Source organism: Bacillus sp. Au-Bac7, from assembly GCF_021341655.1.
Lineage (GTDB): Bacteria > Bacillota > Bacilli > Bacillales > Cytobacillaceae > Niallia.
Genome location: NZ_JAJTTG010000001.1, coordinates 1,396,341 through 1,410,969, shown reverse-complemented (window position 1 = coordinate 1,410,969; position 14,629 = coordinate 1,396,341). Strand labels below are relative to the sequence as shown.

The 14,629-nt window shown below is 39.6% G+C and carries 19 protein-coding genes; all 19 read left to right on the top strand.

Translation table 11 applies throughout. The features are described from left to right. The 19 genes from flgC (at position 1) to fliP (ending at position 14,620) form a co-directional block, all read left to right on the top strand. Positions 1 to 459: a flagellar basal body rod protein FlgC gene (gene flgC / locus LXM54_RS07370; protein WP_233314404.1), complete on the top strand. Its 459-nt coding sequence runs from the start codon at positions 1 to 3 to the stop codon at positions 457 to 459. A gap of 11 nt (positions 460 to 470) precedes the next feature. Beyond that, entirely contained in the window at positions 471 to 782 is a 312-nt protein-coding gene (fliE, locus tag LXM54_RS07365; RefSeq protein ID WP_233314403.1) for a flagellar hook-basal body complex protein FliE, read from the top strand. Positions 783 to 838: 56 nt separating this feature from the next. Further along, positions 839 to 2,422, top strand: coding sequence for a flagellar basal-body MS-ring/collar protein FliF (gene fliF / locus LXM54_RS07360; RefSeq protein WP_233314402.1), 1,584 nt, complete (start codon positions 839 to 841; stop codon positions 2,420 to 2,422). A 16-nt stretch (positions 2,423 to 2,438) separates the two neighbouring features. Then, positions 2,439 to 3,455, top strand: coding sequence for a flagellar motor switch protein FliG (gene fliG, locus LXM54_RS07355; protein WP_233314401.1), 1,017 nt, complete (start codon positions 2,439 to 2,441; stop codon positions 3,453 to 3,455). Continuing rightward, positions 3,448 to 4,194: a flagellar assembly protein FliH gene (gene fliH, locus LXM54_RS07350; protein WP_233314400.1), complete on the top strand. Its 747-nt coding sequence runs from the start codon at positions 3,448 to 3,450 to the stop codon at positions 4,192 to 4,194. The genes fliG and fliH overlap by 8 nt, the downstream gene beginning before the upstream one ends. A gap of 2 nt (positions 4,195 to 4,196) precedes the next feature. After that, the gene (gene fliI / locus LXM54_RS07345; protein ID WP_233314784.1) at positions 4,197 to 5,519 is read left to right on the top strand and encodes a flagellar protein export ATPase FliI; all 1,323 of its coding nucleotides are present in this window, start codon (positions 4,197 to 4,199) and stop codon (positions 5,517 to 5,519) included. Continuing rightward, positions 5,516 to 5,968 (top strand): flagellar export protein FliJ, encoded by a 453-nt coding sequence (gene fliJ / locus LXM54_RS07340; protein ID WP_233314399.1) that lies wholly within the window; start codon positions 5,516 to 5,518, stop codon positions 5,966 to 5,968. The genes fliI and fliJ overlap by 4 nt, the downstream gene beginning before the upstream one ends. Then, on the top strand, positions 5,968 to 6,588 hold the full coding sequence (locus LXM54_RS07335; RefSeq protein ID WP_233314398.1) for a MotE family protein: 621 nt from the start codon (positions 5,968 to 5,970) through the stop codon (positions 6,586 to 6,588). Before fliJ ends, LXM54_RS07335 begins: the two co-directional genes overlap by 1 nt. A 48-nt stretch (positions 6,589 to 6,636) precedes the next feature. Continuing rightward, entirely contained in the window at positions 6,637 to 8,004 is a 1,368-nt protein-coding gene (locus tag LXM54_RS07330; RefSeq protein WP_233314397.1) for a flagellar hook-length control protein FliK, read from the top strand. 18 nt (positions 8,005 to 8,022) lie between these two features. Further along, on the top strand, positions 8,023 to 8,661 hold the full coding sequence (gene flgD, locus LXM54_RS07325; protein ID WP_233314396.1) for a flagellar hook assembly protein FlgD: 639 nt from the start codon (positions 8,023 to 8,025) through the stop codon (positions 8,659 to 8,661). An 11-nt stretch (positions 8,662 to 8,672) separates the two neighbouring features. Beyond that, complete coding sequence (locus LXM54_RS07320; protein WP_233314395.1) at positions 8,673 to 9,059, top strand: TIGR02530 family flagellar biosynthesis protein; 387 nt, start codon at positions 8,673 to 8,675, stop codon at positions 9,057 to 9,059. 92 nt (positions 9,060 to 9,151) lie between these two features. Next, on the top strand, positions 9,152 to 9,934 hold the full coding sequence (gene flgG / locus LXM54_RS07315; protein ID WP_233314394.1) for a flagellar basal body rod protein FlgG: 783 nt from the start codon (positions 9,152 to 9,154) through the stop codon (positions 9,932 to 9,934). Positions 9,935 to 9,991: 57 nt separating this feature from the next. Then, entirely contained in the window at positions 9,992 to 10,216 is a 225-nt protein-coding gene (locus LXM54_RS07310) for a flagellar FlbD family protein (RefSeq protein ID WP_233314393.1), read from the top strand. Further along, positions 10,203 to 10,631, top strand: coding sequence for a flagellar basal body-associated protein FliL (fliL, locus tag LXM54_RS07305; RefSeq protein WP_233314392.1), 429 nt, complete (start codon positions 10,203 to 10,205; stop codon positions 10,629 to 10,631). The genes LXM54_RS07310 and fliL overlap by 14 nt, the downstream gene beginning before the upstream one ends. Before the next feature lie 36 nt (positions 10,632 to 10,667). Beyond that, positions 10,668 to 11,666, top strand: coding sequence for a flagellar motor switch protein FliM (gene fliM, locus LXM54_RS07300; RefSeq protein WP_233314391.1), 999 nt, complete (start codon positions 10,668 to 10,670; stop codon positions 11,664 to 11,666). Further along, on the top strand, positions 11,656 to 12,837 hold the full coding sequence (fliY, locus tag LXM54_RS07295; RefSeq protein WP_233314390.1) for a flagellar motor switch phosphatase FliY: 1,182 nt from the start codon (positions 11,656 to 11,658) through the stop codon (positions 12,835 to 12,837). Before fliM ends, fliY begins: the two co-directional genes overlap by 11 nt. A gap of 30 nt (positions 12,838 to 12,867) precedes the next feature. Further along, entirely contained in the window at positions 12,868 to 13,230 is a 363-nt protein-coding gene (locus LXM54_RS07290; RefSeq protein WP_233314389.1) for a response regulator, read from the top strand. Positions 13,231 to 13,260: 30 nt separating this feature from the next. After that, a complete protein-coding gene (locus LXM54_RS07285) occupies positions 13,261 to 13,962 on the top strand; it encodes a flagellar biosynthetic protein FliO (protein ID WP_233314388.1) in 702 nt (233 codons plus the stop codon). Continuing rightward, on the top strand, positions 13,955 to 14,620 hold the full coding sequence (gene fliP, locus LXM54_RS07280) for a flagellar type III secretion system pore protein FliP (protein WP_233314387.1): 666 nt from the start codon (positions 13,955 to 13,957) through the stop codon (positions 14,618 to 14,620). The genes LXM54_RS07285 and fliP overlap by 8 nt, the downstream gene beginning before the upstream one ends. Positions 14,621 to 14,629: the final 9 nt, after the last annotated feature.

Here is a 14,629-nt window from a genome sequence, read left to right as displayed (position 1 = left end):
ATGTCGATATTCCACAGCATGAATACAACTGCAACAGCATTAAGTGCAAACCGCTTGCGGATGGACGTCATTTCCTCCAATATGGCGAATGCAGAAACGACAAGAGGAAAGCTAGTTAATGGCGAGTGGGAGCCGTACAGAAGAAAATCAGTCGTATTACAAGCACAAGAAGGGAATTCCTTTGCATCACATTTAAGTGCAGCACAAGGAAGTAATGATGGAACAGGTAATGGTGTGAAAGTTAGTGCGATTGAGGAAGATACAGAAACACCTTTTGAACTAGTGTATGACCCAGAAAACCCAGATGCGAACGAAGATGGCTATGTACAAATGCCTAATGTAGACCCGTTAAGGGAAATGGTTGATTTGATGAGTACAACGAGATCGTATGAGGCGAATGTCACTGTATTGAACGCATCGAAAAGCATGCTTATGAAAACATTAGAGATTGGAAAGTAGAGGTATTCTAAATGGCAACAGTAAATTTTCCAGCAGTGTCATCCGCATTTCCTTTAAATAATTCTTCTGCAACAACGGCGAAAGCAACAGGTTCAGAAGTTCAAAAGAATTTTGCTTCTTTCTTAAAGGACTCACTTAATGAAGTAAATAAAGCACAGAACGAATCAGACGCTTTAACTAACAAGCTAGCCAAAGGGGAAGACGTCGACTTATCGCAAGTGATGATTACTTCTCAAAAAGCAAGCATTATGATGCAGGCAACAATGGAATTTAGAAATAAAGCAGTTGAAGCATACCAAGAGATGATGAGAATGTCTATTTAGGTTAGGGAATTAGGGGCGGTTATTAACATATAAAATAACGGTAACCGGGGGTAGAAATGAAAGAGAATATGAATAAGTTTTTTAATCCTTTAAAAGAATATTGGACAAACCGTTCGAAAAAGCAAAAGACAATGTTAATAAGCAGTGTTCTTTTGCTTCTTCTTGTGATATGTATTGCGGTTTTCTTTTTAACAAGAGTAAATTTAGTTCCTTTATACAGCAATCTGTCTCCGTCCGAAACAGGTGCGATTAAAGAAAACCTTGATGGCAGAGGAATTAAGTCGGAAATTTCTGATGGCGGAAAAACGATAAGTGTTCCAGAAGAGGTTGTTGACACGCTGAAAGTTGAGTTGGCAGCTGAAGGGATTCCAAACTCAGGAAATATTGACTATTCGTTCTTTAGTGAAAATGCAAGCTTTGGAATGACAGATAATGAGTTTAATGTCATGAAGTTAGATGCAATGCAAACAGAAATCGCGAACTTGATCAAGGGGATTGACGGTATCAATGATGCGAATGTAGTCATTACATTGCCAAGTGAAGGTGTGTTTGTATCAGATGAAACAGGAGACGCTTCAGCCTCCATTGTACTGAACACAAAAGCAGGCTATAACTTCTCAGAGAGTCAAATAAAAGGATTATATACACTCGTCTCTAAAAGTGTACCAAACCTTCCTACAGAAAATATCGTCATAACAAACCAAAACTTTGAGTATTTTGACCTAAATTCTACAACTAATACAGCAGGTGATACATTCACTGCTCAAAACAATGTGAAGAAGCAAGTTGAAAAGGATATTCAAAGACAAGTACAGCAAATGCTTGGAACATTAATGGGACAAAATAAAGTCATGGTTTCAGTAACTGCTGATATAGACTTTACCCAAGAAAACAGAGAAGAAAACCTAGTTACACCAGTTGATGAAGAAAATATGCAAGGTATTGCTGTAAGTGCACAAAAAATCTCGGAAACATACACGGGAGAAAATGCAGCGGCACAAGGAACACCTGCTGCTGAAGAAGAGACAGATACAACAACTACTAACACAGAAACAACAACTTCTGGTGATGGCGACTATGAAAAAGTCGATGACACGATAAATTACGAGGTTAATAGAATTAAAAAGCAAATCTCAGAAAGCCCTTATAAAATCCGTGATCTTGGTATTCAAGTAATGGTTGAGCCGCCAACAGCAGATGATCCGACATCACTGCCGCAAGAAAGCATTGATGACATCACAAATATGCTAGGCACGATTGTAAGAACATCTATTGATAAGACGGCAGCTGGCGATCTTACTGATGAAGATTTACAAAATAAAATCGCTGTATCTGTTCAGCAATTTAACGGCAAAGCAACTACGACTGAAACAGTATCTGCTGGAATCCCTTGGTGGGTATATGCAGTTGGTGGAGTATTGCTAGCAGTAATTGGACTATTAATCTTCTTAGTTATTAGAGCACGCAAGAAGAAAGCAGCAGAGCCGGAAGAAGAAATTATTTCTCCTGTCTCAATACCTGATGTAAACGAAGAAGTGGAATCAGAAGGAACGCTTCGCAGAAAGCAATTAGAGAAAATGGCGAAAGAAAAGCCGGAAGACTTTGCGAAACTCCTTCGCACATGGATAACAGAGGAATAAGGCTAGGAGGACAACGATGGCCAGAAAAGAAGCTACGGAACTTACGGGAAAACAAAAAGCTGCTGTTCTGCTTATATCTTTAGGACCAGATGTAGCAGCTTCTGTTTATAAGCATTTGAGTGAAGAAGAGATAGAAAAACTCTCCTTAGAGATTTCTGGTGTGAAGAAAGTAGAGAACACTTCAAAGGAAGAGGTACTAGAAGAGTTTCATAACATAGCATTGGCGCAAGATTATATTGCCCAGGGCGGTATTGGCTATGCAAAAACGGTCTTGGAAAAAGCGCTAGGATCAGACCAGGCATCTGTTATCTTGAATCGATTGACTTCTTCACTGCAAGTCAGACCATTCGATTTTGCAAGAAAAGCAGATCCGAGTCAAATCCTGAACTTTATCCAAAATGAGCATCCACAGACAATTTCATTGATTCTATCCTATTTAGATCCTACTCAGGCTGGACAAATATTGTCTGAACTGCCTCAAGAAATGCAGGCAGATATCGCAAAAAGGATTGCGGTTATGGATAGCACTTCGCCGGAAATTATCAATGAAGTAGAGCAAATCTTAGAGCGGAAATTATCTAGCACTGTTACGCAGGATTACACACAAACAGGCGGCATTGAAGCAGTTGTTGAAGTTCTTAACGGTGTCGATCGTTCAACAGAAAGAACAATTTTAGATGCGCTTGAAATACAAGATCCTGAACTGGCAGAAGAGATTAAGAAAAGAATGTTTGTATTCGAGGATATTGTTACATTGGATAACCGTGCAATTCAGCGTATTATCCGTGAGTGTGAAAACGAAGACCTCATGCTGTCACTAAAGGTTTCTGGCGACGAGGTAAAAGAAATTGTATTCAGCAACATGTCAGCAAGAATGGTCGAGTCCTTCAAAGACGAAATGGAATTCATGGGACCTGTCCGCTTGAAAGACGTCGAAGAAGCTCAATCAAGAATTGTTGCTATTATTAGACGTTTAGAAGACTCTGGTGAGATTGTCGTAGCACGCGGCGGAGGAGATGATATTATTGTCTAGGCTTATTAAATCAAGTTTGGCAAATGCAGAACAGGCAAATGAAAAAATCATCTCCATAAAATACGTGAATAGCTTTCAAACTGCAGATATTCAATCAGATGAAGAATATAAACGAATTGTTGATCAAGCAAAGCGCGAGGCTGCAGCAATTCTTGAAGAGGCAAAAAGCGAAGCAGCAGCTGCAAGAGAGCTGCTGCAGCAAGAAAAGGATAACTGGCAAACAGAAAAAAACACTTTGATGGAAGAAGCACATCGCGAGGGATACCAAATAGGTATCAACGAGGGTCAAAATGCTGGATACACAGAGTATGCAGAGTATCTTGAACAAGCCAAAAGCATCATTGAAGCTAGCAAGCTGGACTATGAGAATTATATTAATAGTGCAGAAACGGAAATTTTAGAGCTTGGTATGAAGGTTGCCGAAAAAATCGTTCAGACAAGCATTTCAGAAAATAAAGAACATTTCTTACAGCTAGTCAAAAAGGTTTTAAAAGAAACAAGAGATCAAAAGGAAATTCAGCTTCATGTTAATCCATTACATTATCAATATCTTCTGTCAGAGAAGGATGAATTATTAGCGCTGTTCCCAATTAAGCCAAGCTTGTTCATCTTTCCTGATGAAGCAGCAGCAGAAAATGGCTGTATTATTGAGACGGCTAACGGAAGAATTGAAGCGAGTGTGGATACACAGCTGTTAATGATTAAGCAGAAACTACTAGACCTATTGGAGAGTGAATGAGGATGAAAGCGGCAGAACTTCTATCATCGATTGATACCATCGATCCGTATAAACGTTATGGCAGAGTGAAAAAAGTGGTTGGTCTTATGATAGAGTCGCAAGGTCCTGAAAGCTCCATCGGTGATGTATGCAATATATATATAGGAACAAAGAAGAAACGAGTCATTAAAGCAGAGGTTGTAGGCTTTAAGGAAGACGGGATTATCCTGATGCCATATACGACTGTGAATGATATTTCGCCAGGCTGCCTTGTAGAAGGAACATCTGATCCTCTAGAAATCAAGGCTGGTGCCGGCATGATTGGTACAGTCGTCGATGCACTAGGTATGCCGCTTGATGGATCTTCCCTTCCAAAAGGCTTAAAAAGTGTGCCGATTGACCAAGATCCGCCAAACCCGTTAAAACGTCCGCCTATATCTGAATCAATGGAAGTGGGAGTTAGACTGATTGATGGTCTTCTTACTGTCGGGACAGGACAGCGCCTTGGTATTTTCGCAGGTAGTGGTGTCGGAAAAAGTACATTGCTCGGTATGATTGCCAGAAACACGAAAGCGGATCTTAACGTCATCGCCCTCATCGGAGAGCGGGGCAGAGAGGTAAGGGAATTCATTGAAAGAGATTTAGGTCCAGAAGGTTTAAAGCGATCCATCGTTGTTGTTGCAACAAGTGATCAGCCAGCATTAATGCGGATTAAAGGAGCTTATACTGCAACAGCAATTGCCGAGTACTTCCGTGATAAAGGCTTGAATGTAATGTTGATGATGGACTCTGTAACAAGGGTTGCGATGGCACAAAGGGAAGTGGGGCTTGCAATCGGTGAGCCGCCGACAACAAAAGGATATACTCCATCTGTTTTCGCCATCTTGCCGAAGCTTTTAGAAAGAACAGGTACAAATGAGCATGGCAGCATCACGGCCTTCTACACGGTCCTAGTTGATGGGGATGACATGAATGAGCCAATAGCCGACACTGTTCGGGGGATATTGGACGGTCACTATGTATTAGACAGGGATCTGGCCAATAAGGGCCAATATCCGGCAGTTAACGTTTTGAAAAGTGTGAGCAGGGTCATGAACCATATTGTTCCTAAAGCTCATGTGCGTGCAGCAGAAAAATTAAGAGATTTACTGAGCACCTATATCAACTCTGAAGATTTAATTAATATCGGGGCATACAAAAAAGGTTCCTCCTTGGAAATCGATACAGCAATCCGCTTATATCCTGATATTTTATCGTACATCAAGCAATCGACAGATGAAAAAATCTCCCTAGAAGAAAGTGTTCAGGCATTAATATCATTATCTGGAGTAGGGGATAACCGATGAGCTATAAGTTTAAGTTTGAAAAAATCATGACAATTAAAGAAAGAGAAAAGGATGAGGCGAGCGCGGACTACAACCAAGCTGTCAAGCGCTTTGAGGAAGCGGCCGAGAAGCTGTATGAGCTCTTGAAGCGCAAGGAAGAATTGGAAGAATACCAATCGAACGAGCTTGTTAGCGGACTTTCTGTTCAGTCAATCAGGCATCATCAGCATTTTATCAACAACTTAGCTAAGATGATTGAGCATAGTCAGCAAATGGTTGTTAACGCACGGAACTCCATGAATTTTTATCAGCAGAAGTTGATTGATAAAAACCTGGAAGTGAAGAAGTTCGTCAAAATCAAAGAGAAAGATTTACTACAATTTATCCATACAGAAAAGGTACTAGAGGCAAAGCAGATGGATGACATCTCCATCCAGCAATATATGCAGCCAGGAAGGTTAGGTAGCTAATGGATAACTTAATCGATGATAAAAAGAAATCATTTAACTTTTTTCAGCGTTTTCTGCTGGTTGTTGTTATACCAATAATGTTTGCTGTTGTCGTCGGATTAATCTTAATGGTATATTCCGGTGCGGATGTTGTCACAAAAGGAAAAGAATTAATGAATCAGATTCCATTCCTAAGTTCTGAGAAAGCATCAACAGATCAGATTATTGAAGACAATAAACAGAATATCGCAGATTTAGAAAGTCAGCTTAAAGAGCAGCAAACAAATATAGAAACACTAGAATCACAGCTAAAAGTGAGTGAAGAGGAAAGCAAGGCTTTGAAAGTTGACAAAATCAAGCTCCAGAATCAGCTCGATGAACTCAAAAATACACAAGAAAAAACACAAAAAGCCTTCGATGATATTGTAAAGACATATGAAACAATGTCAGCAAAAAATTCGGCGGCCATTATCTCAGAAATGTCTGAGAATGAGGGATTGAAAATATTGGCATCCCTTAAACCTGCTAAACTTGCGTCGATATTAGAGAAAATGGAACCTTCTGTAGCGAGCAAATATACAGAACTGTTAGCAGCAACTGATTCTGCAGGTGAAACTGCCACAGATAATAGCAGCACTTAAAACAGTATTAAATCCATTTATAGAAATGTTCTGAAAGGAGGTGACAAGATGCTGCTTAATAGTGTGGGGATAAATGCAACAGGAAATACATCAAGTCAGCTTTCCTTTAAGGCGGCAGATAAAAATAAATTTACATCAATGATCAGCGGGATGTTAAAAGGGAAAGCTCCGCAAGAAACAGCAGCGCCAGAGCAAGAGAAAAGCGCGAGTTTACAAGGCTTAACAGATATTTTAACAGAAGAACCGGTAGATCAAGAGCAACTCGCAGAAAGCTTAACTGCGATTCAGCAGCTTCTTGCTGCTAATGGAGAAGAAGGAAAGGATGTATCCGATTCTTTAGAAACAGCTTACGATCTAGTGATCAACCAATTGATGGATTTGTTGAAAGGGCTGGACATTGCAAACATTTCAAACGGCATGTTTACAAATACTGACCTTCCAGAAATGATCAACCAATTAAAGGCAATTCAGCAGGTTGCTGGCCAAAATCCTGATCTTTCCTTGAACAATCAGGTTGCAGATATGATTCAAAGCTTAGCTAAACTGTTCACAAGCTTAATGCAAGCAGCAGGTGGTCAATCACCAACAGCTTCCCAAGCAGCAGAAGCTGCAGCTATTTTGCAGAAAGAGGCCACTGATGACATGTCTGGGACTCCAAGCAGCAAAGCAGGTACAGAAAAAGATGGGCAAACTGCAGTAAAAACTTTGATAGATGCTATTATTCAAAAAGTCGAAACATTAGCTAAAAAGCAAGATAATGCTCCAGCATTGCCTAATAAGGTGCTGAACCCATTGCTTGTTGGAACACTAAAGAAGGCAGAAGCAACAACAGCTGCGGCAGTGACACAAGAGTCAGCTGCTGAACCAAAAGAAACAGACACATCAAGCAAAACAGAATGGAAGATGCCAGCAATTGCAGGACAGCTTCAAAATACAGCTTCTTTCGGAAAGCCAGGAGCATTAACGTTAATTCAAGGCTCAGGCAGCCCGGTTACTGGAAACGAACTCGAAGAGCAGCTTGAAAATATTTTAAAGAGCAGTTCGTTTACGAAAGTCGGCAACAGTCAAAAGCTGATATTAAGACTAGCCCCTGAAAATCTTGGGTCATTAAGAATTGAGATACTGCAAAATGATGGGAATATAGTTGCGAAGATAATGACAACCACAGCACAAGCAAAAGAAGCATTAGATGCTCATATGAACAGCTTAAAGCATGGGCTGAGCTCACAAAATCTTAATGTTGACAAGATTGAAGTTTCCTTTGTTCAACAAGCACAGGACAAAGAAACAAAGGATCAGCAAAGCCAGCAGGAAAACAAACAGCAGCAGCCTGCAGACAAAGAAGGGAATAAAGCAACAGACAAGGAGCAAGAGGAAACAAGCTTCATGGATGAACTTCTGCAAGCAGGATTGTAAGGAAAGGGGATTTACTAATTGGCAACTAAAATCGATGATTCTTCCCTTTATTTATCAAACTATCAGAATCAAACAAGTAATACGGGTAGCACAAGTCTGGGCAAAGATGACTTTTTAAAGATTCTTATTACGCAATTGCAAAACCAGGACCCGACAAACCCGATGGAAGATAAAGATTTTATCGCTCAAATGGCTACATTTTCAAGCTTGGAGCAAATGACAAATATGAACACAACAATGAGTAATTTCATCTCCTTGCAAACACAATCGAACTTGATTTCCTACGGACAGTTTGTCGGCAAGGAAGTTTCATGGACGAAAGTGGAAACAGGTGAAAATGGTGAACAATCCATTACATCTGGAAATGGCAAGGTTGCATCTATTGCTTATAAAGGAACAGATGTTGAATTTACGCTTGAGGATGGCACTGTTGTCAACCCTGGAAACATTTCGACTGTACACAGTGAATCTGCTGACAATAATTTAGTAACAGCAAGCCAGCTAATCGGCAAAACAGTTTCCTACATGAATGCAGACAACGAAGAAATTAGCAGTGTCGTTAAGTCAGTATCATTAAAAAATGGCCAAATCCAGCTTATATTGGATGATGACAAACAAAGCCAGATAACTGCAGGACAAATTACGAAAATTGAATAGGAAGTGATTAGATGGATAGACCTATTTATCCTTCTTTAAAATCACAGGCCGTAATCAATAGTGGCATAAAGACAATTAAATCAAACAGCAGCAATGCTTCTTTTTCATCACATTTACAAACATCAATGCTCTCACTCGATAAACTGTCAATCAGCAAGCATGCATCACAACGTCTCGAACAGCGAGGAATCGTGATAGATGAGGAACAGTGGAAGCAGATTGAACAGAAAGTGAAACAAGCAAAAAAAATGGGAGTCAAGGAATCACTCGTTTTGCTTAATGATGCAGCATTAATCGTCAGCGCAAAAAATAATACAGTGATTACGGCAATGAATCGTAAAGAAGCAACTGAGCAAATATTTACAAATATAAATGGCACAATAATTATGAATGAATAAAAAAAAAATCATTAGGGAGTCAGGCTGGACTGTAATGGAGGCCTAGCTGTGGATAGATAGAAGCAGCTTTTTACTAGAAAGGGGAAAATTAAATGTTACGTTCACTATATTCAGGAATCAGCGGTATGAAAAACTTCCAAACTAAGCTTGATGTTATTGGAAACAATATTTCTAACGTTAATACTTATGGCTTTAAAAAAGGGAGAACAACTTTCAGTGATCTTATCAGCCAAACATCTGCAGGTGCAACAGCTCCAACAGCAACTGCAGGCGGTATCAATTCTAAGCAAGTTGGTCTAGGTTCTCAAGTTGCTTCCATTGACACTATTCATACACAAGGAAGTATGCAAACAACTGGGAGAACGCTTGATTTAGCGATTTCCGGTGATGGATATTTCGTGGTACAAGATGCTGCAGGCTCTAACTTCTATACAAGATCCGGTAACTTCTACTTTGATGCAGACAGAAACATTGTAACATCAAGCGGATTGAAATTAGCTGGAGCAGGCACGATTCCTGAATCAGCACAATCCTTCAGTATCGGAACAGACGGTAGCATCACATATGTGGATGAAAATGGTGAAACACAAGATGCAGGTCAAATTCAGCTTGCGAAGTTCTCTAACCCAGAAGGTTTGGATAAAGCCGGTGGCAACACTTACCAAGTATCCGGTAACTCTGGTGAAGCTACATTGACTTTTGCAAATGAAAATGGAGCTGGAACAATTAACAGCGGTTATTTAGAAATGTCCAACGTTGATTTATCTGAAGAATTTACAGATATGATTGTTGCCCAAAGAGGGTTCCAATCTAATACAAAAATCATCACTACTTCTGATGAAATCCTGCAAGAATTAGTTAACTTAAAACGATAATAAAAGGAGGAGCAGGAGAGGCAGATAAGTAGAAATCCCCCTCTCCTGTAAATAACAGTGATAAATGTTACTCGATTAAACGGAAAGACTTTCAAGCTTAATGCATTATTTATAGAAACAATAGAATCCTTCCCAGATACAACCATTACATTGGCGAATGGGAGAAAGTATGTTGTGAAAGAAAAAGAAGAAGAAGTTGCTAAGTTAATGAGAGCTTTTTATCAATCTGTTAACCTTTTTGGATTACCGAACTTGGGAGAGAGAGACGATGAAGAACAATAAAGTCCTTGTTATTATGTTAGTTTTAATACTGACAATTGCTCTTGTTGGAGCAGGAGCATTTGTGTATATTTGGAAATTTTCAGGAGAGAAAGAGGAGAAAGAACCTACGATTGATGAAGTAGTGGAAGCTTCTATTGATATTCCTGAATTAACAACCAATTTAGCAACCGATAACTTCATCCGCATATCCTTTAAAGTGCAAACAGATAGTAAAAAAGCGGCAGAAGAACTAGAAAAACGAATTTTCCAAGTTCAGAATATTATCATTCAAGAGCTTTCTGAAAAAACACCGAAAGATATGCAAGGTAAAGAAGGTCAAGTTAAGTTGGAAAATGATTTGAAAGAAAAGATTAATGAGTTAATGCAAGAAGGTAAAGTAGTGCAAGTATATATAACAAATTCTCTTCTCCAATAATAATGGGATGAATGATGAGATTTGAGGTGAAGGTTTTTGTCAGGAGATATTTTATCCCAAAATGAAATTGATGCATTATTGTCTGCGTTGTCATCAGGTGAGATGGACGCAGACGAATTAAAGAAAGAACAGCAAGAGAAAAAGGTTAAGGCTTATGATTTTAGAAGAGCTCTCCGTTTTTCTAAAGATCAAATCAGAAGTTTGACTAGAATCCACGAAAACTTCGCAAGACTTTTGACGACATATTTTTCTGCTCAGCTCAGAACATTAGTGCAGATTTCGGTTACTTCAGCAGATCAGATTCCTTATGAAGAATTTATCCGGTCTATACCGAAAATGACGATTCTGAATGTGTTTGAAGTCACACCGCTTGATGGAAGAATCTTGATGGAAGTGAACCCGAATATTGCTTATGCAATGATGGACCGCATGATGGGCGGTAAAGGAACAAGCGTCAATAAAGTAGAAAACTTGACGGAGATTGAGTCGAAGATTATGTCGAATACATTCGAGCAGGCCTTCGATTACTTAAGAGAAGCATTAGAGGATATTGTGGAAATTGAACCGACGCTGTCAGAGTTTGAAGTGAACCCGCAGTTTTTGCAAATGGTTTCTCCAAACGAAACAGTTGTCGTTATATCTCTAAATACAACAATCGGTGATACAAGCGGAATGATAAATATCTGTATCCCGCATGTTGTGTTAGAGCCAATAATACCGAAGCTGTCTGGACACTATTGGATGCAGACAGAAAAGAAAGCACCTGTGCCTGAAGTGGCTCAAGCGTTGCAAAATAACATTCAAAAATCGATTGTTCCTGTCGTTGCTGAACTTGGAACATCGGATATTTCTATCCAAGACTTCCTGATGCTTGATATAGGGGATGTTATTGAGATGAATCAAACGATAGATCAACCCTTGATTATTAAAGTTGGAGACATACCTAAATTTATCGGACAGCCTGGAAAAGTGAATAAGAAGGTTGCTGTACAAGTATTAGGGACTTTAGAAAGGGGGAAAGAAGATGGTGAGTAAAGATATGCTTTCACAAGATGAAATTGATGCTCTATTAAGAGGGGATAATCCTGAACCGCAGGAAGAATTAGCAGTGGAGGATTACTTAAATTCAATCCAAGAAGATGCACTAGGTGAAATTGGAAATATTTCTTTTGGAAGCTCTGCAACAGCACTTTCTACGCTTTTAAATCAAAAGGTGGACATCACAACGCCTAATGTGACGGTTGTCCTGAAGAAAGACTTAGCAGAGGAATTCCCACATCCATATGTGGCAATCAGTGTGAATTATACAGAAGGTTTCTCTGGCATGAACCTGTTGGTTATCAAGCAATCAGATGCTGCTGTCATTGCGGATTTGATGCTTGGAGGTGACGGCACTAATCCGCCGGAAATGCTTGATGAAATCCAATTAAGCGCAGTTCAAGAAGCAATGAACCAAATGATGGGTTCAGCTGCTACATCTATGTCGACAATTTTTAGTAAAAAGGTGGATATTTCGCCGCCTGCTATCGACATCTTAAATTTGTCAGATGGAGAAGGAGCAGAAACGATTCCAGATCATGATATATTCGTCAAAATCTCTTTCCGTTTAAAAATCGGAGACTTGATTGATTCGAATATTATGCAGCTATTGCAGCTTGATTTTGCAAAAAGCCTTGTAGATAGTCTATTGAACCCGTCTGCAGAGCCTGCTGAACCGCCAGTTCCGGCCCAAGAAGCACCACGGCCAGAGCCTGCTTTAGCGCCGCCAGTTCAACCTAGCTATGCAGAACAGAATTCGGCACCGGCACCAAGCTATGCGCCGCCGCAGCCACAAAGACAGCAGAGCACACCGCAGCACTTTGGGTCAAGCTACAGCGGAGCTCAGCCAAATGTACAGCCAGCAGTTTTCTCTAATTTCGAAACCTTCACACCAAATGAGAGTGAAGCAAGGAATTTGAACATGCTGTTAGATATTCCTTTAAAGGTTACAGTCGAGCTAGGCAGAACAAAGCGTTCTGTTAAGGAAATCCTCGAGCTGAGCTCTGGGTCTATTATTGAACTGGACAAGCTTGCAGGTGAACCAGTTGACATTCTTGTCAATAACAGGCTTATTGCGCAAGGTGAGGTTGTAGTTATTGACGAAAACTTTGGTGTTCGTGTAACAGACATTGTAAGTCAATCAGACCGCTTAAACAATTTAAAATAATCTAATTTATATTTATGGGGGTAGAGAGTTATGGCACAGAAAATACTAATTGTAGATGACGCAGCATTTATGAGAATGATGATTAAAGATATCTTATCTAAAAATGGATATGAGGTAGTTGGAGAGGCTGCAGACGGTGCACAAGCTGTCGAGAAATATAAAGAAACACAGCCAGATTTAGTGACAATGGATATCACAATGCCAGAGATGGATGGTATCACTGCATTGAAAGAAATCAAAAAAATCAATCCAAATGCGAAAGTCATTATGTGTTCAGCAATGGGTCAGCAAGCGATGGTTATTGATGCTATCCAAGCTGGAGCGAAAGACTTCATCGTTAAACCTTTCCAAGCGGATCGTGTTCTTGAAGCAATCGGCAAAACATTAGGATAATTTAGAAACAAATACTAGAGGGTGTCATACTTGAATACAAAACAGTTATTTATTAAATGTTCACTACTCTTAATTGTTCTGCTAGGCTTTAATCATCAAGCCTATGCAGAACAACTTGATAATAGTGTCTATGATGCAATTGAAAAAAATCAGAACCAAACAGAAGAAAACAATAAAAGTAATAAACAAACGGATAACGGCGGGACAGAAGCAACGACAGAAACTAATGATACTGCGGTAACAGAAGCTGGCGATGTGGGGCTTACATTTTGGGATTTTGTCAGAATGATTTTTGCCACTCTTTTTGTTATTGCACTGCTTTATGTTGTGCTCCGCTTTATTAACAAACGTAATCATGTGTTTAAAAGCACACAAATTATTGAGAATCTGGGCGGTACGACATTAGGTGCCAATCGATCTATACAAATTGTGAAAGTCGGCAAACGCTTGCTCGTGGTTGGAGTCGGCGAAAGCATCCAGCTTATAAAGGAAATAGACGATGAAGAGGAATATAAAAGCCTCATCAAAGACTATAACCAAAAGATGGACCAGCTTATACAGCCAAGCGATATTGTGACAAAGGTTATGAATGGCATAAAAAATTATCCTAACCAGAAACAGCAGCAACAATCTTTCGCCAGTCATTTAAAGAAGCAGTTGCAAGAGGTATCGAACGGCCGCAAAGAAATAATGAATGAATTGAAAAAGAGAGGTTCAGAAAAAGATGAATGAGTTTATGCAGCTTTTTAATGACAGTGCACCAGAAAATGTTTCCACTTCTGTGCAATTGTTATTGCTATTGACTGTCCTTTCTTTAGCTCCAAGCATCCTAATATTGATGACTAGCTTTACGAGAATCGTCATTGTTCTTTCCTTTGTCAGAACGGCGCTTGCGACACAACAAATGCCGCCAAACCAAGTTATCATCGGCTTATCCTTGTTTATGACGTTCTTCATAATGGCACCTACATTCCAAGAGGTAAACAAAACAGCCTTAACACCATTATTTAATGAGGAGATTAGTCTCGAACAAGCATATGAGAATGCAGCAGTCCCCTTTAAGGAATATATGAGTAAGCATACAAGACAGAAGGATTTAGCTTTATTTCTCAACTATTCGAAAGCGGAAACACCAGAATCTATCCAAGATATACCACTGACAACATTAGTTCCGGCTTATGCAATCAGCGAATTGAAAACAGCCTTTCAAATTGGCTTTATGATATTCATTCCATTTTTGGTTATCGACATGGTCGTTGCCAGTATCTTAATGTCTATGGGTATGATGATGCTGCCGCCTGTTATGATTTCACTGCCGTTTAAAATATTGTTGTTTGTAATGGTAGACGGCTGGTATTTGGTAGTTGAATCTTTATTAGAAAGCTTTTAAGAAGGGTGA